The following is a 24,132-nucleotide window of genomic DNA, read 5'->3' on the forward strand; positions in this document are numbered from 1 at the left end:
AAAGCGAAAAAGAAAGAAGTACAAGCCTAACCACAAGGTTCACAAAGGGTTTACACAATGTACACTAAGAAATTCTCTTTAAAATAAGTACTGCGTTACACTTTAAGAACACAAGGATTGTGCGGAACCCTGCCACTTATTCGGGATTTTGCAAATTCTTTGTGCCATTCTTTTCCTTGTGTTCCTTGTGTTTTCTATTCCTTGTGTACCTTGTGGTAAAAATATCCTTTCTTTTTCTTCTTCCCTTAAAACTTTGTGCTGCTTTGAGCCTTCGTGCCTTTGTGGCAAAAACATAATATTTCCAAACAATCATATTCCTCTGTGTTATTATCTTCGGAGCATGAAAAAAAGGGTTTCAGGCGTGCTATTTTTGGTTTTTTATGCTCTTTCATGGGCAAGCGGGCAAGTGAATTTTGAATTTAGGGGGGTATGGGTGGCCACAGTAGAAAACATTGACTGGCCTAGCCAAAAAGGGCTTTCTGTAGAGGCTCAAAAGACCTCATTTATCAGTATGATCGATAGCCACCAGCGCAATGGCATCAATGCTATTATTATGCAAATACGCCCTGCCGCCGATGCCTTTTACCCCTCTCTCTTCGAGCCTTGGAGCGAGTACCTCATGGGCAAACAAGGCACGCCGCCAGACCCTTATTACGATCCGCTTGCTTTTATGATTGAGGAAACCCATAAACGGGGCATGGAGTTCCATGCATGGTTAAACCCTTACCGGGCAGTTTTCAATGTTTCTAAATCGTCTGTTTCCCCAACGCATATTACCCGCCAGCACCCAGAATGGTTTTTAACCTACGGCACCATTAAATATTTCAACCCAGGGCTGCCGGAAGTAAGGGCGTTTGTAGGCGAGGTAGTAAGGGATATTGTAAAACGCTACGATGTAGACGGCATACACATGGACGATTATTTTTATCCTTACCGCATACCCGGCAAAGAATTCCCCGACGAAAAAGCATACAGATTATATGGCAACGGGCTAAGCAAAGACGATTGGAGAAGAAGCAATTGCGACAGCATCATCAAAAATATTTATGAAATAATCTGCGAGACCAATGTGCGGGTAAAGTTTGGCATTAGCCCTTTTGGCGTGTGGAGGAACAAAAGCCAAGACCTAGATGGCAGCAACACAAAAGCTGGCGTAACCTGCTACGACGAGCTTTATGCCAATATATTATTATGGCTGGACAAAGGATGGATAGACTATGTAGCCCCTCAGCTATACTGGGAGCGTGGGCATAAACTTTGCGACTATGACGAGCTATTAGGCTGGTGGAACAAGCATACCTTTGGCAAGCACCTATACATTGGCCATGCCCCTTACCGTGCCAACAGCAATGCCGCCTGGCGAAATAAAAATGAAATACCCAACCAAATAAAAGGCCTGCGCAATTACGAAACCACGCAGGGCAGCATTTTTTTTAGTAGCAAAGACCTAGTGCGCAACGCCAATGGATGGGGCGATAGCCTACGCTATAATTATTATGCCCTCCCTGCAATTGTGCCACCAATGGATTGGATAGACAGCATACTGCCTGCTAACCCAGAAGTGATAAAGGGGCAGGGCAGCTTGTTTACATTTAACTGCCCGCCAAAAACCAAAATAAAAGGCTTTGCCATTTTTGCGCTACCGCCTTTGGTAGATGCCAAAATAGAATACGCAACGCTTGTAAAAATATTAACAGCTACAACCAGTGCCGGCTTTGATAAGGCAGGGACCATTGCCCCTGCAAACAACCGCTTGTTTGTCGCCACTATCAGCATTAACAATAATATAAGCAGCTGGGTAGAGCTAAAATAATTTTAACCAACAGTGTAATATTTTCTTAAAGACTGTTACTAACAAATAAACATCTGTAATGGAAACTATTAACACAACCGCTGGCAGCAATAATGCACAGCCAACCAATCCAAAATACATTTGCAGCACGAAAGTAAACAAGGTGCTTTATGCTTCATTTGTAGTGTTGGGTATATACTTTTTAATAAAAGGCGATGCTATGAGTGCCGCATCTAACGTAGGAGTTGCCTTGGTTTTTGACCCTTTCGACCAAACAGTAATGTGGAAAAACAGGCCGCTTTACCAGCGGGCTTTGCTGTTCGTGCAGGTAAGCATAGTATTAAGCCTGTTTGTTTATGGCATTGTTTACCCTACTGGTGGAAAGTAAAATAGATACAAAACATCAAATAGCTCTTAGGGATAGAATAAAGAAAAGTAGGGTGCATAAATATTTTCGCTTATCTACTTTTTTTGATTTACCCAGAAGCGTGCCTTAATTTACCAAAAACCTTATATTTGCGCTAGAAATGCATCTCATACTAAGCATTTACAAGCTAGTTTCCAGGCAGTAGCATGATAGTTCCTTTTTTGCTAATATTAAAATAGTTGTAGTGCTAAAATTGGTGTTGCGTTTATCACCCACAAATCACTCACTTTTTCTCACAAATCACTCACAAAACACGCACAAATCACTCAAAAAGTACGCACAAAACACTCATGAATCACTCACAATTTTTTTCAAATATTGTTGATAATCAATGGTTTAAATGAGCGAAAGCGATTTTTTGTAAAACGGCAAAAGTGGAAAAAAGACCCAAAAATGGCCAAACTGAAACTATTTTAATAAAAAACCCAGTAAAAGTAATAGTATAAAAATTGTATAAGTGTTCTCGTTTTGCACTCCATCTTCTTGCTCCATCCCCGTGGGTTAGTTGGTTTCAGCCTTTCAGGATAAGTGAGGCCGGATGGGAACAGAGTTGTGCTACGGTGATTTTTTTACTAAAAAACTGAAAAAATTTTATGCACCTACCAAAATTCATGGCAAACAGCACCGCACATTCCCGAAGGGTGTCATATATTAACGATGGGTATATCCCAGCAAAAAAACAAGTCTCTAAATCAACCAGCCCAGCAAGAGGGAGGCTACAACAATAAATGGCGGAGGTATTTTGGTAAATTGCAGCGTAGCAAAAGTTAATACAATTGCGCCAATATCTGCCACGGCAAGGATAGGCAGTTTGGTTTGATCAAGCTGTATAATGTCTTTAATTAAGTATAGCGTAGCACCTCCCATTAGGCCTACTACTGCCGCATTAATGCCTTCTAGGGAACGATAAATCACAGCATATTTTTTCAGGTTGTGCCACACTGGGAAAAAGAATAGAACCAGCAATACACTGGGCAAAAAAATACCAATAGCCCCTAAAAAGCAGCCGAGCAATTGGGTAGCTACTGTATTGTCAGTACGCAGCACCATGCCACCAGTGAATGCCCCTATAGAAAACACGGGGCCAGGTATGGCACGCACCATCCCCGACCCAGTAAGGAAATCGGCCTTGTCCATCTGCAGCACATCCCTTCCTGTTTCCTTTATATGTGGCGTGGTAGGCCTTACCACAAACTGCTCGTACATCATGGGCATCAGCACATCGCCACCGCCAAAAACAAGGCTCCCAAACCGGTAACTATTTTCAAATACGTTGAATGCTTTGTGGCTAGGCCATTTATACCTTGTTGCCGTTTCTGAAAGATAGCCAGCAATGCCAAAAAGGGCTAAAAATATAAGCATATTGCCCCATTTTATTTGCTTGGGAGGAACGCCTTTTTGAGGTATCCGTTTGCTGCTAAAGTTGGTGGCAATGCCAGCGGCAATGATAACCAAAGGAAAAACCCAGGGCGTTTTGAAATAAAAGAAAGTAATAAGTGCCGATGCAGTTAATATAACCCGTGTAATGGTATTGTTGATAGCAATTTTAAATACCCTAAAAGCAGAAAAAGCAATAAAGCCAACGGCCATGGGCTGTACAAAATGAAAGATATGGATGTTTACAGCCCTGTCGTCGTAATAATCCAACAGGAAAGACAATGCCCCCATAATGGTGCAGGCAGGTGTTATCCAAATAAGCAGGGTGAGAATTGCCAGGGGAATGCCACCCCGCTTGTAGCCAATAAGCGTAAGTGTCTGGGTAGAAGATGCCCCGGGGAGCATGTTGCAGAAGCTAACAAAGTCTATCAGCTCGTTTTCTGTAATGTCTTTCCGCTGCTGCACAAAAGTGCGCATCATCATGCCGTAATGCCCCTGTGGCCCGCCAAAAGCAGTAAGACTATGCACGAACACTGCACGCAAAAAAGGGAAATGGCGGAGTAAAACCATGGGCGGAATGAGAAGCGGTTTATATTCTTTAAAGCCTTTAAAAATGAAAAGTAGGTTGTATTATTTACACATGCAAATAAAAAAAGGGAAAGTAAGTAGCTATATAGCTGTTACTTACTTTCCCTTGCTGGAAATATTGCTTTAAACGTAATACCTATAAGATAAAACCTACAACTTACTACTATTTCTTCAACCCAATTTCCCTAAGCCTTTCGTCCAAGTATTCGCCTGCTGTGGCATCAGGGTATGCTTTTGGATGTGTTTCGTCAATACAACTGTCCAAACATGCCAAGCTCATCTCGCTGCGAGGGTGCAAGAAAAACGGCATAGAAAACCGTGGCGTACCCCAAAGTGCCTCTGGCGGGTTTACCACCCGGTGCGTGCTGCTGCGCAATTTATTGTTGGTAAGTCGTTGCAGCATATCACCCACGTTTACAACTATTTGGTTTGGCAAAGATGTAACGCCAATCCATTCACCTTGTTTGTTTAATATTTCAAGCCCATCTGCAGATGCGCCAACCAATAAAGTAATCAGGTTTATGTCTTCATGCTGTTCTGCACGCAGTGCCTTTTTAGGTGCTTGCCTAATAGGTGGGTAATGTATGCAACGCAAAATAGAATTGCCATTGTGTATGTGGCTGTCAAAATAATGCTCGTCAAGGCCTAGGTACAATGCTATTGCTTGAAGCAGGGATTTACCTGTTTTTTCGTAGCTGCGGTAGGCTTCTTCCAAAGTAGGGTTGAACTTGGGTATTTCTTTTACCTGCACATTGTCTGGATAATCCTCCTTGATGGCATCATTATCCACAACCATTTGCCCAAATTGGAAAAATTCTTTTAAATCTGGTGCATCGCTGCCTTTGGCGTGTTCCCTTCCAAAACTGGTAAAGCCACGCTGGCCAGCAAGTTCTGGTATTTCGTATTTTACCTTTTCTTCTACAGGAAGCGTGAAAAATTCTTGCACATACTCGTAAATCTCAGCAATAAGCGCATCGGGCAAGCCATGGTTTACTACCGATACAAAACCTACTGTTTCGTAAGCCGAGCCTAGTTTCTGTACAAATGCTTCTTTTGTTTTTGCATCGCCTTTTAAAAATTCTGACAAGTCAACCACTGGGATAGACATAAATAATTATTTGTTGTTAAAGTGAAAAATAAAAATAAGGCATACAAGATAGCTTTTTAATTTGTATCTTTTCGCCTAATTTTTATTTGAATAGCATTTTCCAGTGGCTTATCTGCAATAAACACCAAATAACCGCCCCCGCCGGCCCCACTTAGCTTCCAGCCAGCCACTTTGTCTTTATAACTATCAATCATCGAAAGGATGTCGGGCGATACCATGTTGGGGAACATATTAATTTGCGCCTCAAAAGAAGCAGTAACGGCTTTGCCAAAAGCGACAATGTCTTTTGCCTTTATTGCATCCCAGCATTGTATGGTGGCATCTGCTAGTGCTTTTGCCCCATCGGCAGTAATGTTGGTACCTTCAAGAACAGAATAGCCCGATTTCCTTGGGCCAAGTGTAACCAAGAAAAGGTGTTTTTCTATCCAGCTAATGACACCTTCATCGTCAACAGATTCTATTTTGTGTGGCCAATAACCACCACTATAGTCATATTTATTTAGGCACGGCATCACAATGCCCAAGGCATCCTGCGAGCCAGCAATGGTTTCTGTACCGGGGGGGTTTTCAAAAGTAAACAATACCTTGGCCAATTTTTCTTTGTCGCCAGAAGGAATTTCAGTCCGCCAAAGCTCAATGGCTTTGTTTCGTGTACTAGACGACATCCCACTTCTGTTGTTAAATTCAATGGTTGGCTCAATGCATATCGTGATCACCGGGCCTGGGTAATGCTTTGAAACAAAAGGTTGGTCTAGCCAGCCGCCAGCCAAGTCTATCCTGAAAGGGATTAAACATTCCGAACGCAAGCTAGTGGTGGAACGTACTGGCAAATCGCCATGCGGCACTCTTGGGAATATTTTGTATTCAATGCCCCTCTCTGCACAAATCCTAGCTTTTTCTGGCGTAGATCCATCTTCGTTTACCAAGAAGATATCTGGTTTTATTTCTTCCATCTCGCCCAGGAAATCAATAATGCCAAATCCTTTATTGATTTTGCATTCAGCAACGGCAGACAGATTTTCCAACATGTACTTCCGCTCGTACTGGTGGTTAACGGGGTAACGGCCTTTTAGCTGGTACACATTCTCATCGTTGCCAATGCAGGCGTGTACTTCGCCCAATTTTTTTGCCTCGTTTAAAAAAGCAACATGCCCGCTATGCATTAGGTCGAAGCAGCCTGTTACCATTACTTTTTTGGTCTCGCTCATTTTGTTCTTTTTTTTTATTTTATTTTCCAATATGATTCAATCGTATCAAGGATTACGAAAATAATTAAATAGCATACAATTCTGGCTATTTTTTGGCGGAAATCCTTGTATTTGTTGGTTTATTATTAAGCATATTTCAAATATTATCAACAATCCGCACTATGTTATCAAAATAGGCAAAAAAATAGTTTTTTAGCAATAATTTTTTATTTTCATTAAGGCTAAATGGCACAAAAGAAGCAGAAAAATCTTCAATACTGTACCTTTCTTCTATTCCATACCTTAAACCCTAAACCTTATGCTTGCGCCCCCAACCTTTGTCCTTTACGCCACTTTAAGTATTTATCCCTTTATAGCAAAAATAAACCTGTTACACAAAATAAAAAAGGGCACACCAAATTGGTATGCCCTTTTTTAAAAGGAAATTATTTGTTTTAAAAAATTATTGTGCAGGGTAAGCTAGACTACCATGTTCCAGTAAGTCAAGGCCACCTTCTTCAATTTCTTTTTCAACACGTAAACCCCATGGGTTTGGAAGCATTTTAATAAGCCACATCATAAGGAATGTAATTACAAATGTAGCTATTGCAATAGTGAAAGTGCCAATACATTGGGCTTTCAATACGCCTACGCCACCACCATAGAACAAACCAGCCACTGGGGCAGAGTTATCAGCACCTGTAGGGCCAGTAGCACCATATTGGTTGCTTGCAAATAAGCCTAAAGAAATAGTACCCCATAAGCCACAAAGGCCATGCACAGGAACCGCACCAATAGGATCATCTATACGTAAGTATTCCAATAACAATGTACCCAAGTACACTACCAACCCAGCAATAGCACCCAAAAGTACTGCTCCTAACGGAGATACCCAATAACAAGGGCATGTGATGGCAACTAAACCACCCAATACACCGTTACAAGTAAAGCCAAGGTCAAATTTACCTTTTGTGTCGCCAAACCAAAGGGCCAAATACATTGCTACCATACCACCGGCACAAGCAGCCAAAGTAGTATTAGCAGCCACGCGGCCAATACCTTGCATGTCAACAGCAGATAAAGTACTACCTGGGTTAAAGCCGTACCAGCCAAACCATAGGATAAAAGTACCAACTGCGCCGAGTGTAAGGTTATGCGGCGACATTGGGCCACCGCCATCTCGCTTAAAAACACGACCTAAACGTGGGCCTAATACAATAGCACCAGCTAAAGATGCTACACCACCAATGGTATGTACCACAGTAGAGCCAGCAAAATCCCTGAAGCCATTGCCCAAAGTAGGCAAGAAATGATCTGCACTACCCATTAAAGCTAAGAAACCATCTGGTCCCCAAGCCCAGTGTCCAATAATAGGATAGATAAACCCTGTGATACCAATACTGTAAAGGATATCTCCCCTAAAGCTAGTACGGCCAATCATAGCACCAGATACAATAGTGGAGCAAGTATCGGCAAATGCATATTGGAAAATCCAATGAGCAAGGATAGGTATACCTGTTGCAAAATAAGTGTCAGGCGCACCTTGCAAGAAATACCAATGCTTGCCAATAAAGCCGCTTCCTTCGCTAAACATAAATGCATAACCAATAGCCCAGAACAGCAAGCCGCACAAACAGGTGTCAAAAATACACTCCATCAATACGTTCACGGTTTCCCTTTGGCGGGCAAAACCTGCTTCAAGCATTACAAAACCTGCTTGCATGCCAAATACCAAAAATGCAGCTACCAACGTCCAGATGGTGTTGGCTGTGTTTATCAACACAGTTTCGTGTGGGGTGTATGTTTCACCCGCAGAAGCTGGTGTGGCAATCATGCCAGGCAACAATTTCATTGCTGCTAAAATAATCAATAGACCCAGGATTTTTCCGGTAAATAACGTTATGCCCAAACGCCAGTTTTTACCTTTAATGAACCTTTGCAAGAAACTCGGTGTAGATAAGTTGATCGACTCCATAATTAGTAGGGGGGTTTAATGAATAAATAGTGTTTAAAGGAAGAAGTTTCAGCTAAAATACAAGGTTTATTGTTTCAAAAATCACATTGCAATAAATTAGATTTGTAATATTTGCACAATCAGGCCACTGTTTGCTTACAAAACACCTAGTAAGTTTAACTAAAACCATCGATTATTACATAAAAATCAAATGGTTTTAGTTTAAAACATCAAGTTTAAATTTATTAGAATTTATAAGTTGCAGCTAGAATAAAACTAGCAGCTGATTTAGTAGCAGCACCATCTTTCTTAGCAAAATAATCTTCTTTAGAATTGTCTAGCCTTAACTCTGGTATAATTGTAAGGTTAGCAAATTTAAGGTTGCCAGACAATGTTGTAGCAAATATGCTTTTTGGCCATGTTGTGATAGTTGTAACTGGGTCAGTGTAAGATACTTTAGCACCATCCTGGTCGTTATAATATTCACCACGTAGTGTTAAGCCAAACATACTTGTTGGGTCATAATTTAAATAAAGTGCATTGCTGCTCCAAGTTGATTTAGCACCACTCATGTACTTAATACCTTGAACAGTTCCATCATAAACAATTCCAAATTTACTGCTCAACAAAAAGTTTAATACTAAATCTACCTGATTAAGTTTAGAACCAGCTTGGTCTGTACCACCCTGATAATTCAAATACGCCTTTACTTTGTCATTTTTTGTTCCAGTACTAAATTGGGCAATTGCCATTTTGTTTTGAGAAGTTGTAGTGCTAAAATCAGTAGGATTTGCAATACCAACCATTAAAGCTGATTTGCCGCCCAAAGAGATGTCCGCCTTAAGTCCTGTATGAAAGAACGGACCCTCGGAAAAGCCATAACTCATACTGTAGTTTCTATTTGCATAAGCATCTACCAATTCCCAGCCAACATGTGTAGCCCATTTACCTGCTGTAAACTTAAGTTTGCTAGACGGGGCATAACTTAGGTAAGCTTGTTTAACTGCAGCAATTGAATTTGTACCATCGTTATAAGAAAATTCAGAAGCTCTTCGACCAAATCCTAGGTCAACTGTAGCTGCAACTTTACCAATTGTATGGTCAATTTTTACACTTGCCATGCCAAGTTCAAAAGAATTTTTTGAATTAGTGAAACTGGTAATGTTATTTGTGGTGGTACCAGGTGCATTATTAAAATCATACCTGTAATACGCATCTACTGAAGTTGTAAAGGTAGTAGTCCCTTTAGTAGAATCCTGACTGTGCGCGGCAAAGAACATTGCAACCGCTGTGCTTAGTGTAAGTACTTTTTTTAACATGTTTTTAAATTGTTTTAAGTGTTAAGAAAGAAAAAGAAATCTAATTGCTACAAGCCATAAGCTTTGATCAAGAGCTTATAAAACCTACAAACAATTAGTTTTCCGTATAAAGCATAACTTATGCAGCGCATAAATAATGGTATAAATATTTTTCTATTCACTCGCAACAGGTTTTGCGGGCTTTAACTGTAGGTAATTATTAAGGTATAGTGGTGGCAACTTCTGTAAAAGCTTTTCCTGCGTGTTTTTTAAAGGATAAGCTGCAGCAAATGAAACCGTAACTAACCTGAAAAATTACAAAGAACTAAAGGGCAAAATGGGGCTAAGAACGAGTGATTTTTATCCAAAAACAGTATAAATCAATTAGTAATACATCAAAAACGATTGCAAAATAGTAATAAAAAATTAAAAAAGCTAATAAAAAATTATATTTTATTTATTTTAATGAGTTACTCTTTCAATAAATTCATTTAAGATAAATATGTTATTTATACACACCTAATGGCTTTTTAAAAGCAAAAAGCCGCTATAAAAGTTATTTTTTTATGCACATCAAATCATTTTTTGGAAAAAAAGAAAAAATATGTTTCTTTTGGGGAATTATCAATTAATCTAAATTTTCGTAACCATGTCATTAAGATTTGATGCAATCACAAAGCTTACCGACGAAGTTGAAGCCAATGGCTCAAAATCTTCGAAAATAACCGCCATCTTTGGCGAGAATGTATTTACCCTTAAAACTGCCAGGGAATTTTTAAGCGACGATGCTTATAAAAGCTTGGTGGGGAGTATTAAAGGCGGAAAGAAAATTGATCGCTCCAACGCCGGCCAGATAGCCAATGGTTTACGTGCCTGGGCAGAAAGCAAGGGTGTTACGCACTATACCCACTGGTTCCAGCCGTTAACGGGTACTACTGCCGAAAAGCACGATTCTTTCTTTACGCTAAAAAGCGATGGCACAGCCATTGAGGAGTTTGATGGCGGAGCCTTGGTGCAGCAGGAGCCGGATGCTTCTTCTTTCCCGAATGGTGGCTTAAGGGCTACATTTGAGGCACGTGGCTATACGGCCTGGGATCCTTCTTCCCCTGCATTTATTATTGAAATTGGGCCAGGCAGAACCTTGTGCATCCCCACTGTTTTCATTTCATATACTGGTGAGTCGCTAGATTATAAAGCACCATTGCTAAAGGCATTGGAAGCATTAAACAAACATGCTGTTGATGTTGCACATTATTTTGATAAGAATGTAAACAAAATCACGGCTACATTGGGCTGGGAACAAGAATATTTTGTTATAGACGAGGCATTAGCCAATGCCCGCCCCGATTTAGTGCAAAGTGGCCGTACCGTGTTTGGTGCCGCACCTGCTAAAGGGCAACAACTGGAAGACCATTATTTCGGCTCTATCCCAGAAAGGGTTTACGCCTTTATGAGGGACTATGAAAATGAAGCCTATAAACTAGGTATTCCTTTGCGTACCCGCCACAATGAGGTTGCCCCTGCACAGTTTGAGTGCGCCCCTATTTTTGAAGAAGTAAACATAGCTGTAGACCATAACACTTTGTTGATGGACGTGATGAGCCGTGTAGCCAAACGCCACAAATTGCGTGTGTTGCTACATGAAAAACCATTTGCGGGTATCAACGGTAGCGGCAAGCACAATAACTGGAGTTTGGCTACAGATACTGGCGTTAACCTATTGGCACCGGGCAAAACACCAAAAACCAATTTGATGTTCCTGACTTTCTTTGTAAACACAATTAAAGCAGTGCATGATTTTGCAGACATCCTTAGGGCTTCCATTGCATCTGCCCCTAACGACCACCGTTTGGGCGCAAACGAAGCACCTCCTGCCATTATTTCTGTTTTCGTTGGCCAGTACCTGTTTAAAGTATTGGAAGAAGTAGAAAGCCGTGTTGGCGACAAGTTTGACGAGCAAGACGAAGCAATCCTGAAACTAGATTTACATAGGAGCATACCAGAAGTACTGCTAGACAATACCGATAGGAACCGTACTTCTCCATTTGCGTTTACAGGTAATAAATTCGAGTTCCGTGCTGTTGGTTCTACTGCCAATTGCGCCAACCCAATGACTGTGTTGAACACCATTATGGCAGAAACGCTAAAAACCTTTAAGAAAGACGTAGATGCGTTGATTGACAAAGGCGAAAAGAAAGAAGTGGCCATCATGCAAACCATACAGCGCTACATTGTAGAAAGCAAAAAAGTGTTGTTTGAAGGCGATGGCTATGGTGAAGAATGGCACAAAGAAGCCGAAAGACGCGGCTTGCCTAACTTGAAAACTACCCCAGTTGCCTTGGATGCGATGATGACAGAAAAAACAAAAAAACTGTTTGAATCAAATGGCATTTACACCCATAGCGAATTGGAAGCTAGGTACGAGATAGAGCTGGAAAAATATGTGAAGAAAGTACAGATAGAAGCTAGGATAATGGGCGATTTGGCACTGAACCATATTATACCTGCAGGTGTTAAGTACCTTACCCAATTGGCTGGCAACATCGAGAACCTGAAAGCTGTTGGCGTTCCAGAAACAACGTATAGGAGCCAGTTGGCTATCTTGAACGAAGTAAGCGAGCATATAAACGTTGTTTACGAAAAAGTAAACGAAATGGTTGAAGCAAGGAAAGTAGCCAACAATATCAGCGATATGAGGTCAAAAGCCATTGCTTATTGCGATGATGTGAAAGGGGTTTATTTCGACATTATCCGCTACCATGTTGACAAACTGGAGCAATTGGTAGATGATGAAGAATGGACATTGCCTAAATACAGGGAAATGTTGTTCTTAAGGTAATCAGTTTTATCAACATGAGAAAATAGCAAAAACTGCCTCCACTTAGTTTTGGGGGCAGTTTTTTGTTTGTTATTATTCGCCACATTGGCACATAGTTTATAACAGGAGCTTTGTTTTTCATTAGCACACATAGTCTTGCAAAAAAGCAAATTTCTTAAGAACGTAAGCCTATATTAAACCTTCCTAAATGCCCATAATACTTTTCAAATCTATGTGCTAATTTGTCTTTGTGGTGAAACTTTTTCTATCCTTTCCATTTCCTCAATTGTTGCAACGATGCCCTTATATCTTTGGGCAAAGGGGCTTCAAATGAATAATCTTGCCCGTTTAGGCTAAACTGTAGCGAGGCAGCATGTAAACCCAACCTTGCCAGTATGGGTTTTTCCTCCTCCTCTTTCTTGGCAAGATTATACCGTTTTTTCAGGGAAGATATTAGCACAGGTAAGCCATCCCCATATAAAGGGTCGCAAGCAATGCTATGCCCTATATGCTTTGTATGCACACGTATTTGGTGTGTTCGGCCTGTATGTATCTGAAACTGTACCCATGAATAAATCCCGAAACTTTCCAGCACTTCATAATCCGTAAGCGATGCTTTGCCGTTGGCATGTATGGCCATCGTGCCGTTTTTGGCAGGGTGCTCCATAATGGCAGCATCAACGCTCCCTTTTTGGTTCATTAGTGTGCCATTCACTAGGCCTAGGTAGTGTTTTTTCACTTCCCTCCCTTCAAAAAGCTGGGAAAGCTGCTTGTGGGTTTCCTCGTCTTTTGCAAAAACAATAATTCCGCTAGTGTCTTTATCTAGGCGGTGCACGGTAAAAATAGTTTCATATTTTTCTTTCAATATGTCTTTTAGCGAAGGCTCGCTTTGCATCCTGTCGGGTATAGATAACATGCCCGATGGCTTGTTTACGGCCACAAACCATTCGTTATCTGCTAAAATATCAAGTTTCATTTGAGTGGTACGTTGTAAGTGGTACGTTTTAGGTGTTTAGCCATTCTTGATGCTAGGGTTGCCAACCTTTTGAAGGTTGGCAACCCTCAAAACCCTCTTTGCCCTTAATTTAAAACTCAAAATTTTAAATAATGCTTTCTTATTCCTCCATTGTATCCAGCTCGGGATTGCTGGTTTCTTTTTTCTTGGTGCTTTTGTTCATGTATTTCAAAAGCCTTATTTCGCTTTCGTTTAGGAAACGCCATGTGCCACGCTGTACATTTTTCTTTGTAAGCCCTGCAAACATTACTCTGTCTAGCGATTTTACCTCGTAGCCCAAGTGTTCAAAGATGCGGCGCACTATGCGGTTGCGGCCGCTGTGTATTTCTATGCCTACTTCGCTTTTGTCTTTTAAGTCGGCGTAAGCAAGGCTGTCGGCCTGTACCATGCCATCCTCCAGTGTAATGCCTGTAAGTATGCTTTCAAAGTCTTTCTTGGTTACAGGCTTGTCTAACCTCACGGCATATACCTTTTTTATCTGGTAGCCGGGGTGGGTTAGCTTTTGTGCAAGCTCGCCGTCATTGGTCAGTAGCAGCACGCCCGTGGTGTTTCTGTCTAGCCTGCCAACGGGGTAAACCCTTTCTTTGGTGGCATCTTTCAACAAATCCATTACTGTTTTCCTGCCTTCAGGGTCAGACGAGGTTGTGATGTAGTCTTTCGGCTTGTTCATTAAAATATACACTAAGTTCTTTTTCGGGAATAATTTATTGCCTTTTAGCAACACAGTATCCGAAGGGGCAACTTTGTACCCCGGCTCATATACAACATCGCCATTCACTGTTACAACACCCTGTTTTACCATCTCTGCTGCTTCTCTTCGGCCACAAATGCCTGCATAAGCTATGTATTTGTTTAGGGGCATTGCATCGACTTCATCGGCCCTGCTACCTGTTTCTTTTGCGCCTAGCACTTGGTCGCCTTTAAAATATTTATCGCTATTGCTGGTAATATATTTTTTAGAAAACTTCTTGTCGGCTGGCTTCCCTTTTTGTGCTTCAGGGCTTGTCCTTTTTTCAGCACCATTGCTTACAGTGGGTGCATCCTCATCCTTTTTGTAGAACTGGCGTTTGTTCAACCGTTGTTTCTTTCCAGGTGTTGCTTCCTTTTCTTGGGCTTTTTCAAATTTCTTATTGGGTGCTTTTTCAGTTTTTTCTACACGTTTTGCCTTAGCGGCTGGGGCAGGGGCTACAACACCATGTTCCTTTTCCCACTTTTCACGGCGTTTTTGGTCGCCAATGGCTTTGGCTTCTTTCTTGGCACGCCGCTTCTCGACCTTTATCATTTCTTTTTTCTTGGCCCCTTGGGGTTCACTGTTCATAAACTTGTCAAACGCATGTTTTGCCATAATATTTCATTTGCTGTTTTTTCAACAGGTAGCACAAAGGTAGTACAAACGAGTGCATTTCAAATATTCGCTAATAGGTTAGAATGCATAAAACTTTTTCGCTTTTTATTTAACCCAGCACAACCTCACCCCTTCCGAAAAGCCGAGACAAGTTACCCAAAGGAAAGAATAAAAGGGCAAAGAGACAATATGTGCATATTTTTAGTAATATAGATATCTGCTAGTTTTATATTAAAATAGTTTCAGTTTTTCCATTTTTATGGTTTTTTTACTTTGTTTCTTTTTTTCAAAAATCATTACCTCCCTTGTAAACCATTGATTATCAATTCCAATATCAAATTTTTGTGCGTGATTTGTGCTTATTTTGTGCTTATTTTTTGAGTAATTTGTGCCTGATTTGTGCATAGTTTATGCTCATTTTATGCATAAATTGTGCGTATTTCACAATTATAAATGCAAGACCAAATTTTGGAACTACAACTATCTTAATATTAGTAAAAAAAGAGCTACGATTGGGATGCCAAGACACTAGTTTTGTAAGTAGTTTGTATCAAGTGCATTTCTAGCACAAAGTTAAGGTTTTTATAGATTTGGGCTTATTTGGACAAAACGAAAAAGTTTTATGCACCCATGGGTTATTGTGCAAGTGCAGGCAAAGAGTAAAAAGCGTAGTAAGCAGGTAAAAAAATATGTTTTATATTTTTTTTGGGCGTTTGGCACAGCATCCCTATTTTTGCAGCCCTCTCTGAAAAAGAGCAAGGACGGTGAGGTGGATGAGTGGCTGAAATCAGTAGTTTGCTAAACTGCCGTACGGGTTAAACTGTACCAAGGGTTCGAATCCCTTCCTCACCGCTGAGGTTTGGCAAAACCAATCGGGAAGTAGCGCAGGCCGGTAGCGCACCTGGTTTGGGACCAGGGGGTCGCAGGTTCGAATCCTGTCTTCCCGACTTTATAAAAAAGGTTGTATCGTAAATGATGCAACCTTTTCTTATCTATAGCCTGCCTCATTTTTTGGAGTTTAAGGAGTAATGGACAAAATTGATGCTATTTTCTGAGTTCCAATGCCTTAAAAAACTCATACAATACTTGCCAGTACTGCATTTTAGATGTTTTTTTGTAATCAATATTCTATTGGAAATACTTTGATTGCTTAAAACACAATGCTAGCCTTAATTACAGGGAATTTGAGCATCAATTTTGTCCATTACCCCAAGTTTAATCTATTTATTAGTGCCAAGTATTTAACCCTTTACCATCTTTGCAAACCAAGGTAATTTATTAAAATGCCAATGAAAATACGGCTGGTTAATACTCCCCATACTTTCATAAAAACTTTTTACTCCGGGCAAATCGCTCCCTTCAAAATCAAAAAGCATGGGCTGGTTGCTTAGTTCCTTAAAAAGGTTATCATACAAAAAATAATTGCTTTCCAACCCTCTGCCTAGCGGTGAAGTATAATTAAGGATATTGTAATACCGTTTGCCATCTTGCAATATCAATACAATGCTTAGTAATTCATTGTCATTGTTTGTTACTTTCCTTATTGCAACTTTATTTAGTTTAGCCAATTGCTGGCAAAGGCTGATAAAAGAAGCCATATTTGCTTCTGTAACATGGCCGATATTGGGTTTATTGTATTGGTAAAATAAATGACTGGCTTCGTATACATCTGTGTCTATTTGGTATTTAAGTCCCTGCTTTTCTGCCCTGTTTATGTTTTTCTGGAATGATTTTTTATACCCTTCTTTTATGACTTGGTAGGGCTTGTTTAAATCTAGGATATAATTGTTGTACAAACTGCCGTTTAATGGGTTTAGGAAACTTAGGTTTTCGTAGTTAAAAAGATGAGAGCCATATTTTGCAAACCTTTGGATAGTCTGTTCCAATTGGGCAGCACTAATACTTGCTTTGCCTATCAAGCCCAACTGCTGCGTGAGTGGCGGGGTATATAAATAGCGGAAGCCCCATTTTTTTAGCCATGGCAAGGGCATAATAGCTTCATAATCGTCTATGACCAAGGCACTCCAGTTATCTGCCATCGCATTTAAGTAATGGGCTGTAGCATATATTAACCCATTTACATTTGCCTCCACGCAAGCATCCCACTTGGCAGTGTCAATTTGATGGGCAGGGATTATTTGAATTTGTTCCATGGATACCTTTTTTTATTTAATGTGTCCAACTGAATTGTGTCCGCAGTACAGACACAATTGGGAATGTTCGGTAAAACTGACGATACCAATTTAGCTAACGATAAGAAAACCCACTACCAAATTGGGGTTCCAAATAATCAGATAATGATTTTATAAGAAAATCTCCATAGCCTGCTCGTTCTTTGCCCTCTTGTTCCTCTTCAAATATTATCTTGCCTATTTGCCAATACATGAGCAGCCTTTCGTTATCTACCGACCGGATTGCCCTTTCTTTTGCAGTAGCAATAATGTCGTGTATTTGCTGTTTAAGTTGTTGTTTAATTTCCATTGGCAAAATATGAATGGTTAATTATTAATCATTTTCTCTCTTTCCAATCTTTCTTTGGCTTCTATTAAGATGCTATGTATTTTTTGTTCCAATTGTTTTTTAGGTGGCAGTTCTGTCCAGTACTCTGCTACCATGATGCCGTCTTTGTGCATTTCTAACAGTTCTATTTGTTCCCTGCTGCTTTCGGCACAAAGTATTAAGCCTACTGGGGTATTTTCCCCTTCTGCTTTTTCGTATTTGTCCAGCCATTTTAGGTACAGTTCCATTTGCCCTTTGTGCTTGGCTTGAAACTTGCCTAGTTTTAATTCTATGGCTACAAGCCGTTTTAAATTGCGATGGTAAAAAAGCAGGTCTAAATAAAAATCTTCGCCATCTATTATCATTCTTTTTTGCCTTTCTACAAAGGCAAAGCCTTTTCCCAGTTCTAATATAAAGGCTTCTAAATCCCGCAAAATGGCAACTTCCAATTTTTCTAAATAAGTGTTCTGAAGCCCTAAAAAATCTAAAAAATATGGGTCTTTAAATGTATTGTGTATGGCAGGATGGTTACTGATGTTTTGCAAATTGGCTATTGTGCTTCGTTCATAAGTTTTGGAGCTAATTTGTTTGCGTAAATCTCTCACACCTAATGCTTGGGCAGCAGATGCTTGCGCATAATACATTTTTGCTTCTTGGCTTTTAAGTGGGATTAATTCTCTAAAATGAGACCAGCTCAATTGTCGCGACAGTGTCGCGACAATTGATAAATCTGGGAACTGCTCTGCGAACTGCATCATTCTCCGCAGGTTGCCCAATTCAAAATTCCTGCCATAACTGTTTTTCAATTGTGTAGACACTGTCAACACAATTTGTTTTCCATAATCCGCCCGTTTGTTTTGCAGTATATCTTCGTTGATGCGTTTGCCCACTTGCCAAAACAATAGCGTAAGGGTGCTATTGGCTTGGGCTACCACTTGCTGCTGGCTTTGCTCTATAAGTTGAGACAACTCGGTGAGTAAGTCTTGTCCTGAATTATGTATGTTTGGTGTATTGCTTTTCATTTCAATTTTTTATTTTCCTTTTTTGGTGCAAGGAAGTTTTCGCCAGTAACCACACTTTTACCTGTTTGAGCTTCTAATTCTTTCTGTGCATTTTAGCTACTAATCCTCCTTTTTTACTGGCTACTGCATTTTGTTGCAAGCCTTTGGCTTCTTCTGTTTAAGCTATTTGCCTTGTTGATAATTCCGCAAGTGCTGTAAAAATTAATTCAGCTTCGCTCATGTGGTCCCTTAGGTTTTGAGATTGCAAGCCTTTTAAATCCTTATGTTTTTTTACGGTTAGCCCTGTCCATTCTTGGTGTATGATATTGGTAAGCGCTGCAAACTCTTCCCCTTTTTTTACGCCGCTTTCCTGCCAGTAATCGGTTAGTTTGTTGCGGGTTTCCTGCCCTGTCATCCGTTGGTGTATCCACTTTTCGCTGCGGCCTAGTTTTTGCCAGTTTTCCCTTGCCCGGTCTATGCCTTGGCTGGGGTCGGCTATTTCCTGCATACGCTCGTAGCCTACTTTTGACAGCCATTGTTTAAAGGGTTCTGCCTTGGGGCTTGGTATGGATTGGATAATGCGTAGCAAGGTTTGGGTATCGGCTATATCTGTTTCTCTCAATTTCCCATCATCGGCAGGCATTTTCAACTGTCCCAAAAATTGGGACAGTTCGCTTCCTTCCGCAACAATCTTTGTTTTTAAAGCACTCCAATACTTTCGCGGCCTTGGGCTATCTGTTAGTATTTCAATCACATCTATTACGCTGAAATACCAAATTTCATTATCGGCATCGTAATGGCTCCTTACTTTTTTCTCCTCAAATAATTTTACATTCATAGCATTTTATTGAGCAATAAAGATAGTAATTAATTGCTAAATTAATTAGCTTTCCGGTACTTTTTTATTTCGCTGCTGTATATATTTAGATAAGGAAGTTGTTAAGGGTTTTGAACCATTTCAGGGCAACCGCAACGGATTGCCCCTACAAAGGCACGTTTTTCACCAGTTTATTCAATTGTATGTTTTGGATGTCTATGCTAAAGGAAATGCTTTTGCCAAAACTTTTGCCAGGGAAAACAGAGTTGTAATAATCCCTATACACTTGGCTATACATTAGCGGCAAATAAATATTTACATATTTCAGCAATGATATTTGAATGCCTGCATCATAAAGGAAACGAGGCGTATTCACAGTAGGATCCCATGCCTCGGCATAAGTACCAATATCAACAAAAAACTTAAACGGCAATGGGAAATGCCTTATTACAGCATCGGGAAAAAGGCGCTGCACAAACTTAGGGATGTCGCCAGTAAAATTAACTGCGGAAAGCCATTTGTCGGTTTTGCCCACCTGCCCTTGCAATTCTTTGCCTACTTTAAAAAAGCCGTCTCGTTCCATTAATTGCTGGCTGTTAGCCCCTTCAAAATCGCCACGGCCTATAAAGTAATTGCTGTAAGTATAGTCCTCATTGCCACGAGGGCCAGTAAGGTTCAAGAAATACCTGGCGGTTTCATATTGGTATTGGCTGCCAATATGAAAAAACTTACCTGCAAAAAAACGCACATTCAAGCCTTTTCCATCCTGCTGCTCACTAGCATAGTTGAAGAAATAATTGGCGGTTAGCCCTGCCCTCGCAAAATCTTTATTGGCATCTATGGTCAAATCAACATTGTAAGGGTACAAGGCCTTGAAATCTTCCAGCCTCAATTTTAATTGTACCAAGTTCCTATTGGTGCGTTGGATAAAACTGGAATCGTATCCTTTTACGCTTTTGCTATTGTAATCCTGCTCGCCTATAAAAAATGTCTTTAGCTGGATTAATTTTTTTACGCTGCTCGCAAGGTATTTGTTCCTGATATTGAAACGGATAGTAGGGTCTATCTTAAAAAACTGAACATTGTAGTGTGCTGGGAACAATGAATCATTAAAATCAATATGCTTGTAGCTAAAACTGCTGAATGAGCTGTTGATATTTATATTGTCTAAAAATCCTTTTTTTACAGGTATCTTATAGGCTACCCTTGCATAATAATTCAAGCGGCTGGTCTGCGTGCCGTAAAGCGGTATTGCCAAGAAATTAAATTTGCTCAAGGGCAATTCGTAATTGTGTATCATGCCGCCAATCATCAGATTGTCGTAGGCATTGTAGCCTATCATGGGCGAAAGGGAAATAAACCTGTATTTGTCTGTATTTTTAAAAGGAAAAAATGCGGCTAGCCGGTATGGCTTGTTTACTGCTGGTGGTGGGGTACGCTGTGCAGCAGTTGTAAACAATTGGGTATATAAGCTATCTAAAGGTTGGTTGCTGGCAGTTTGTATGGATTGCTTAAAGTTTTCTGGGTAAGGGTGCTTGAACTGCCATTGGGCATAATAATTTTTCATGCTTTTTTCAAACAAGGGCTTGCCAAGCTGCTGCTCTAGCTGCTGCATCCATACGGCTGTTTTTTCGTAAACAAACAAGCCATAGTTTACCATAGTAAAAGAATCGGCTGGCAAGTCAATCGGCTGGTCTTTGCCAATATTTTCCAGGTTTTTGATAACAGACTTTTCAATGCTTTCTTCTGTTGAAATGCCTCCTTTTTTGGCAGGTGGATATTTTTCAGCAGTATATTTTTTCTCATAAAAACTATTCATGCCCTCGTCCATCCAAGCGTGGGCACGTTCATTGCTTGCCAGCGATCCATAGAACCAATTGTGCCCCAGCTCATGTGCAATAACTGCATCTAATTCCTGTCCACCACCTTGCGTGGTTATTAGTGTGATTGATGGGTACTCCATGCCGCCGCTACCTATTGTTTGCGGCCCGCTTAACACGCTAGCGGTGCTGTAAGGATAGTTGCCTACATGCTTGTCATAAAATTTCAAGCCATTTTTGGCATAGGCAATACTTGTTTTCCAGTTTTCATATTGCCACGGTGGATAATAGGCAAAAACATCAACGGATTTGTTTTCCAATTGCACAGTATCGTGCTGCACTAAAAATTGCTTACTGGCAAACCACGCAAAATCATGTGCATTATTTAGTTGATAGTGAAGCGTTTTGAGTGTAGCAGCAGATTTTGGGGCAATGGATTCCTTGGTTTTAAAATTTTTATTTTTTGCAGCGGACGTACTTTTTACAACAGTTGTAAATTTATTATCCCTTTTTTTATTGTAATAGATATAATTTTCTTGTTTGATGGGTTCTAACGCGGCTATGCCCAGCAACTTTGTTTTTTCTGCTTCGGTTTGCAGGATACCCGAAGCTGCTACAATATAGTTTTGGGGCAGGGTAATTTGAACATCGTAATTGCCAAATTCGCTGTAAAACTCACCTTGGTCAAGATAGGGCATTGGGTGCCAGCCTTTGTTGTCATATACAGCAGGCTTGGGGTACCATTGGGTTATCTGGTAGTTTTGCTTTACATGCCCGCTCCTAGAAAAATTGTAAGGCAGTTTTACATGAAAGGAAGTAGCTATATTTATAGACTGTCCAGGAAACAAAGGCTCCTTTAACATTAACTTTACTACATCTATATATTGCTGGTGCTGCTGCGTGTCGGCTTTTATATTGTTTACTTTAAACGAAAGGTTGGATATATAGCCCCTGTTTTCTTCCTTGGAAAAATAAAAATCTGTCCTGTCGTTTTTTAGTAACTGCTCGCTAAAAGCAGTACGGTCGTTTTTGTAGGCATTTGGCCATAGGTGAAACCAAATAAAATGGAGAGTGTCGGGCGAATGGTTGGTATAGGCAATTTCCTCATAGCCATCTAAGCTGTGCAGAATATCGTCTAATTGTACCTTGATGTTATAATCTACCTTTTGTTGCCAATAGCTAGCAGGAACAAAGTTGCCTTGTGCCATGGAGGCACATAGGTGAAAAAGAAAAAACACAGTTATTAGAAGATAACGCACTTTATATCAAGATTATAGTAGTAATTAAATTGTACTTACCGCGGGTTGCACCCGTGGCTACTATTGTTCAACCCTTGCAGGTTTTTTGGGCAAAATACTAATTCATAAGTATGCAGACTTAATTAAGTTAATACTATTTTATTTTAAAGACCTCACCCCCAACCCCTCTCCGAAAGAGAGGGGTAAGAACAAAACCCTCTTAGAATTATATTAAGATAATTATGGCTCATTACTTAATTATTAATTCCTAATTATTTCCCTTTCCCCATCAATACCTTCCACATCCCTTTGGCAATAATACGCAAGTCTTTAAAAGGCGATGGATTTTTTAGGTATGCCAAGTCGTATTGCATCCGCTCTTTCATTTCTGCCACGGAAGATGCGTAACCATACTCTACAATGCCTATGGATACTAAGCCAGGCTTTATGCTTAGCAAATTAGTATATTCTGGTGCTATTTTTACCAATTGGTCTATATAATATTTCCGCTCTGGCCTCGTGGAGCCAACAAAACTCATGTCGCCTTTTAATATGTTCCACAGTTGGGGCAGTTCGTCAAACCTGCGTTTGCGCATAAAAACGCCCCATTTGGTTTGCCTTTTGTCGCCTTTTACCCACAATGCCGGGCCATTTTTTTCAGCATCGGGATACATGCTTACAAACTTATACATCATAAAGGGCTTTCCTTTATACCCAATCCGCTCTTGACTGTATAATATTGCACCACCTGACGATAGCGCAGTAATTATAAGTACTAATAAAAAAAGAGGGGATAGTATTACGATAGCTACCAATGCCACTACCACATCAACACAGCGTTTTAGCATACGGTACTATTTGGCCTGCCTATTGGCACTATTAATTTTTTCTATAATCTGGTGGGCCACTTCCATGGCTAGGTAGCCATCTATTTCGCTTACCACGGTTGACGTGTTGTTTACAATGCTGCTTACAAACGATTCTAGTTCTAGTTTTATAGCATTGGCAACAGGCACTTCGGGGCTGCTTACGGAAATGGTCTTGGTGCCATTGGGCGTTTCCAAGTCGAAGGAGAACGTGTCTTCGTCTCCTTGTTGTTGTAATTTTATTATTTCTGTTTTCTTTTCTAAGAAGTCTATGCTTATGTAGGCATCCTTCTGGAAGAACCGCATCTTGCGCATTTTTTTCATGCTGATGCGGCTACTGGTAAGGTTGGCCACGCAGCCATTATTGAACTCGATGCGCACATTGGCAATGTCTGGTGTGTCTGTCATCACGGCCACGCCGCTTGCATGTATATTCCTCACAGTGCTTTTTACAACGCTTAGCACAATGTCTATGTCGTGGATCATCAAATCCAAAATAACGCTTACCTCTGTGCCCCTAGGGTTGAATTGTGCTAGGCGGTGTACTTCAATAAACAATGGGTTCATTGGAACGTTTTTCAAAGCCAAGAAAGCAGGGTTAAAGCGTTCCACATGCCCTACTTGCATTTTCACATTGGCTTCCTTTGCCATGTTTACCAAGTCTTTTGCCTCCTCCATGGTATTTGCCAAAGGCTTTTCTACAAATACATGCTTGCCTTTCCGCAAGGCTCGCCTACACACTTCGTAGTGGCGGTCGGTAGGCACTACCACGTCTATAATATCGCAGGCATCAAATAGCTTGTCTTCGTCTAAAAAACGCTTGATGTTGTAGGTGGCAGCCACTTCTTTTGCTAGTTCGTTATTAGGGTCGAAAAAGCCAACGATTTTTACGCCGTCTATTTCTTTCCAGTTATTCAAATGGAACTTGCCCAAGTGCCCTACCCCAAAAACACCAACATTCAACATACATGCAATATTTAAA

At 40.5% G+C, this 24,132-nt stretch carries 17 protein-coding genes and 2 tRNA genes; 5 read left to right on the top strand and 14 right to left on the bottom strand.

The features are described from left to right. The first annotated feature begins 340 nt into the window (after positions 1–340). Entirely contained in the window at positions 341–1,813 is a 1,473-nt protein-coding gene (locus tag ACHFIY_RS09240) for a glycoside hydrolase family 10-like protein (protein WP_410845798.1), read from the top strand. A 58-nt stretch (positions 1,814–1,871) separates the two neighbouring features. Next, on the top strand, positions 1,872–2,180 hold the full coding sequence (locus ACHFIY_RS09245; protein WP_410845799.1) for a hypothetical protein: 309 nt from the start codon (positions 1,872–1,874) through the stop codon (positions 2,178–2,180). A 726-nt stretch (positions 2,181–2,906) separates the two neighbouring features. On the opposite strand, the gene chrA is transcribed toward ACHFIY_RS09245, so the two are convergent. The 5 genes from chrA to ACHFIY_RS09270 form a co-directional block, all read right to left on the bottom strand. Then, positions 2,907–4,166, bottom strand: coding sequence for a chromate efflux transporter (gene chrA, locus ACHFIY_RS09250; RefSeq protein WP_410845800.1), 1,260 nt, complete (start codon positions 4,164–4,166; stop codon positions 2,907–2,909). 181 nt (positions 4,167–4,347) lie between these two features. Further along, a complete protein-coding gene (locus ACHFIY_RS09255) occupies positions 4,348–5,292 on the bottom strand; it encodes an isopenicillin N synthase family dioxygenase (protein ID WP_410845801.1) in 945 nt (314 codons plus the stop codon). 56 nt (positions 5,293–5,348) lie between these two features. Continuing rightward, positions 5,349–6,500 (bottom strand): adenylyltransferase/cytidyltransferase family protein, encoded by a 1,152-nt coding sequence (locus ACHFIY_RS09260; protein ID WP_410845802.1) that lies wholly within the window; start codon positions 6,498–6,500, stop codon positions 5,349–5,351. A gap of 442 nt (positions 6,501–6,942) precedes the next feature. Beyond that, complete coding sequence (locus ACHFIY_RS09265) at positions 6,943–8,388, bottom strand: ammonium transporter (RefSeq protein ID WP_410845803.1); 1,446 nt, start codon at positions 8,386–8,388, stop codon at positions 6,943–6,945. A gap of 290 nt (positions 8,389–8,678) precedes the next feature. Continuing rightward, positions 8,679–9,752 (bottom strand): outer membrane beta-barrel protein, encoded by a 1,074-nt coding sequence (locus tag ACHFIY_RS09270; RefSeq protein ID WP_410845804.1) that lies wholly within the window; start codon positions 9,750–9,752, stop codon positions 8,679–8,681. Between the two features lie 628 nt (positions 9,753–10,380). On the opposite strand from ACHFIY_RS09270, the gene ACHFIY_RS09275 reads away from it, so the two are divergent. Further along, the gene (locus tag ACHFIY_RS09275; protein WP_410845805.1) at positions 10,381–12,570 is read left to right on the top strand and encodes a glutamine synthetase III family protein; all 2,190 of its coding nucleotides are present in this window, start codon (positions 10,381–10,383) and stop codon (positions 12,568–12,570) included. A 244-nt stretch (positions 12,571–12,814) separates the two neighbouring features. On the opposite strand, the gene ACHFIY_RS09280 is transcribed toward ACHFIY_RS09275, so the two are convergent. Continuing rightward, positions 12,815–13,525, bottom strand: a complete 711-nt coding sequence (locus tag ACHFIY_RS09280; RefSeq protein ID WP_410845806.1) for an RluA family pseudouridine synthase — start codon at positions 13,523–13,525, stop codon at positions 12,815–12,817. A 139-nt stretch (positions 13,526–13,664) separates the two neighbouring features. Beyond that, a complete protein-coding gene (locus ACHFIY_RS09285) occupies positions 13,665–14,909 on the bottom strand; it encodes a pseudouridine synthase (protein ID WP_410845807.1) in 1,245 nt (414 codons plus the stop codon). A 763-nt stretch (positions 14,910–15,672) separates the two neighbouring features. Here ACHFIY_RS09285 and ACHFIY_RS09290 point away from each other — a divergent pair. Beyond that, positions 15,673–15,761 (top strand) — tRNA-Ser (locus tag ACHFIY_RS09290). Between the two features lie 21 nt (positions 15,762–15,782). After that, positions 15,783–15,856, top strand: a tRNA-Pro gene (locus ACHFIY_RS09295). Between the two features lie 294 nt (positions 15,857–16,150). Here ACHFIY_RS09295 and ACHFIY_RS09300 read toward each other — a convergent pair. The 7 genes from ACHFIY_RS09300 to ACHFIY_RS09330 form a co-directional block, all read right to left on the bottom strand. Then, positions 16,151–17,062 (bottom strand): hypothetical protein, encoded by a 912-nt coding sequence (locus ACHFIY_RS09300; protein WP_410845808.1) that lies wholly within the window; start codon positions 17,060–17,062, stop codon positions 16,151–16,153. A gap of 94 nt (positions 17,063–17,156) precedes the next feature. Further along, complete coding sequence (locus ACHFIY_RS09305) at positions 17,157–17,390, bottom strand: DUF1016 N-terminal domain-containing protein (protein ID WP_410845809.1); 234 nt, start codon at positions 17,388–17,390, stop codon at positions 17,157–17,159. 17 nt (positions 17,391–17,407) lie between these two features. After that, the gene (locus tag ACHFIY_RS09310; RefSeq protein WP_410845810.1) at positions 17,408–18,430 is read right to left on the bottom strand and encodes a PDDEXK nuclease domain-containing protein; all 1,023 of its coding nucleotides are present in this window, start codon (positions 18,428–18,430) and stop codon (positions 17,408–17,410) included. Positions 18,431–18,587: 157 nt separating this feature from the next. Next, positions 18,588–19,247 (bottom strand): BRO-N domain-containing protein, encoded by a 660-nt coding sequence (locus tag ACHFIY_RS09315; protein ID WP_410845811.1) that lies wholly within the window; start codon positions 19,245–19,247, stop codon positions 18,588–18,590. A 145-nt stretch (positions 19,248–19,392) separates the two neighbouring features. Then, positions 19,393–22,254 (bottom strand): M1 family metallopeptidase, encoded by a 2,862-nt coding sequence (locus ACHFIY_RS09320; RefSeq protein WP_410845812.1) that lies wholly within the window; start codon positions 22,252–22,254, stop codon positions 19,393–19,395. Positions 22,255–22,556: 302 nt separating this feature from the next. Continuing rightward, on the bottom strand, positions 22,557–23,132 hold the full coding sequence (locus ACHFIY_RS09325; RefSeq protein WP_410845813.1) for a sugar transferase: 576 nt from the start codon (positions 23,130–23,132) through the stop codon (positions 22,557–22,559). Positions 23,133–23,138: 6 nt separating this feature from the next. Continuing rightward, the gene (locus ACHFIY_RS09330) at positions 23,139–24,116 is read right to left on the bottom strand and encodes a Gfo/Idh/MocA family oxidoreductase (protein ID WP_410845814.1); all 978 of its coding nucleotides are present in this window, start codon (positions 24,114–24,116) and stop codon (positions 23,139–23,141) included. Positions 24,117–24,132 lie beyond the last annotated feature (16 nt).

Origin of the sequence: Parasediminibacterium schistidii, assembly GCF_046546515.1 — a bacterium.
In the GTDB taxonomy this organism is placed as follows: Bacteria; Bacteroidota; Bacteroidia; order Chitinophagales; family Chitinophagaceae; genus Parasediminibacterium.

Bases quoted from the DNA above. Each gene is read 5' to 3' on its own strand.
- ACHFIY_RS09240 (WP_410845798.1), top strand. From the start codon at position 341: ATGAAAAAAAGGGTTTCAGGCGTGCTATTTTTGGTTTTTTATGCTCTT.
- ACHFIY_RS09245 (WP_410845799.1), top strand. From the start codon at position 1,872: ATGGAAACTATTAACACAACCGCTGGCAGCAATAATGCACAGCCAACC.
- chrA (WP_410845800.1), bottom strand. From the start codon at position 4,166: ATGGTTTTACTCCGCCATTTCCCTTTTTTGCGTGCAGTGTTCGTGCAT.
- ACHFIY_RS09255 (WP_410845801.1), bottom strand. From the start codon at position 5,292: ATGTCTATCCCAGTGGTTGACTTGTCAGAATTTTTAAAAGGCGATGCA.
- ACHFIY_RS09260 (WP_410845802.1), bottom strand. From the start codon at position 6,500: ATGAGCGAGACCAAAAAAGTAATGGTAACAGGCTGCTTCGACCTAATG.
- ACHFIY_RS09270 (WP_410845804.1), bottom strand. From the start codon at position 9,752: ATGTTAAAAAAAGTACTTACACTAAGCACAGCGGTTGCAATGTTCTTT.
- ACHFIY_RS09275 (WP_410845805.1), top strand. From the start codon at position 10,381: ATGTCATTAAGATTTGATGCAATCACAAAGCTTACCGACGAAGTTGAA.
- ACHFIY_RS09280 (WP_410845806.1), bottom strand. From the start codon at position 13,525: ATGAAACTTGATATTTTAGCAGATAACGAATGGTTTGTGGCCGTAAAC.
- ACHFIY_RS09285 (WP_410845807.1), bottom strand. From the start codon at position 14,909: ATGGCAAAACATGCGTTTGACAAGTTTATGAACAGTGAACCCCAAGGG.
- ACHFIY_RS09300 (WP_410845808.1), bottom strand. From the start codon at position 17,062: ATGGAACAAATTCAAATAATCCCTGCCCATCAAATTGACACTGCCAAG.
- ACHFIY_RS09305 (WP_410845809.1), bottom strand. From the start codon at position 17,390: ATGGAAATTAAACAACAACTTAAACAGCAAATACACGACATTATTGCT.
- ACHFIY_RS09310 (WP_410845810.1), bottom strand. From the start codon at position 18,430: ATGAAAAGCAATACACCAAACATACATAATTCAGGACAAGACTTACTC.
- ACHFIY_RS09315 (WP_410845811.1), bottom strand. From the start codon at position 19,247: ATGAATGTAAAATTATTTGAGGAGAAAAAAGTAAGGAGCCATTACGAT.
- ACHFIY_RS09320 (WP_410845812.1), bottom strand. From the start codon at position 22,254: ATGGCACAAGGCAACTTTGTTCCTGCTAGCTATTGGCAACAAAAGGTA.
- ACHFIY_RS09325 (WP_410845813.1), bottom strand. From the start codon at position 23,132: ATGCTAAAACGCTGTGTTGATGTGGTAGTGGCATTGGTAGCTATCGTA.
- ACHFIY_RS09330 (WP_410845814.1), bottom strand. From the start codon at position 24,116: ATGTTGAATGTTGGTGTTTTTGGGGTAGGGCACTTGGGCAAGTTCCAT.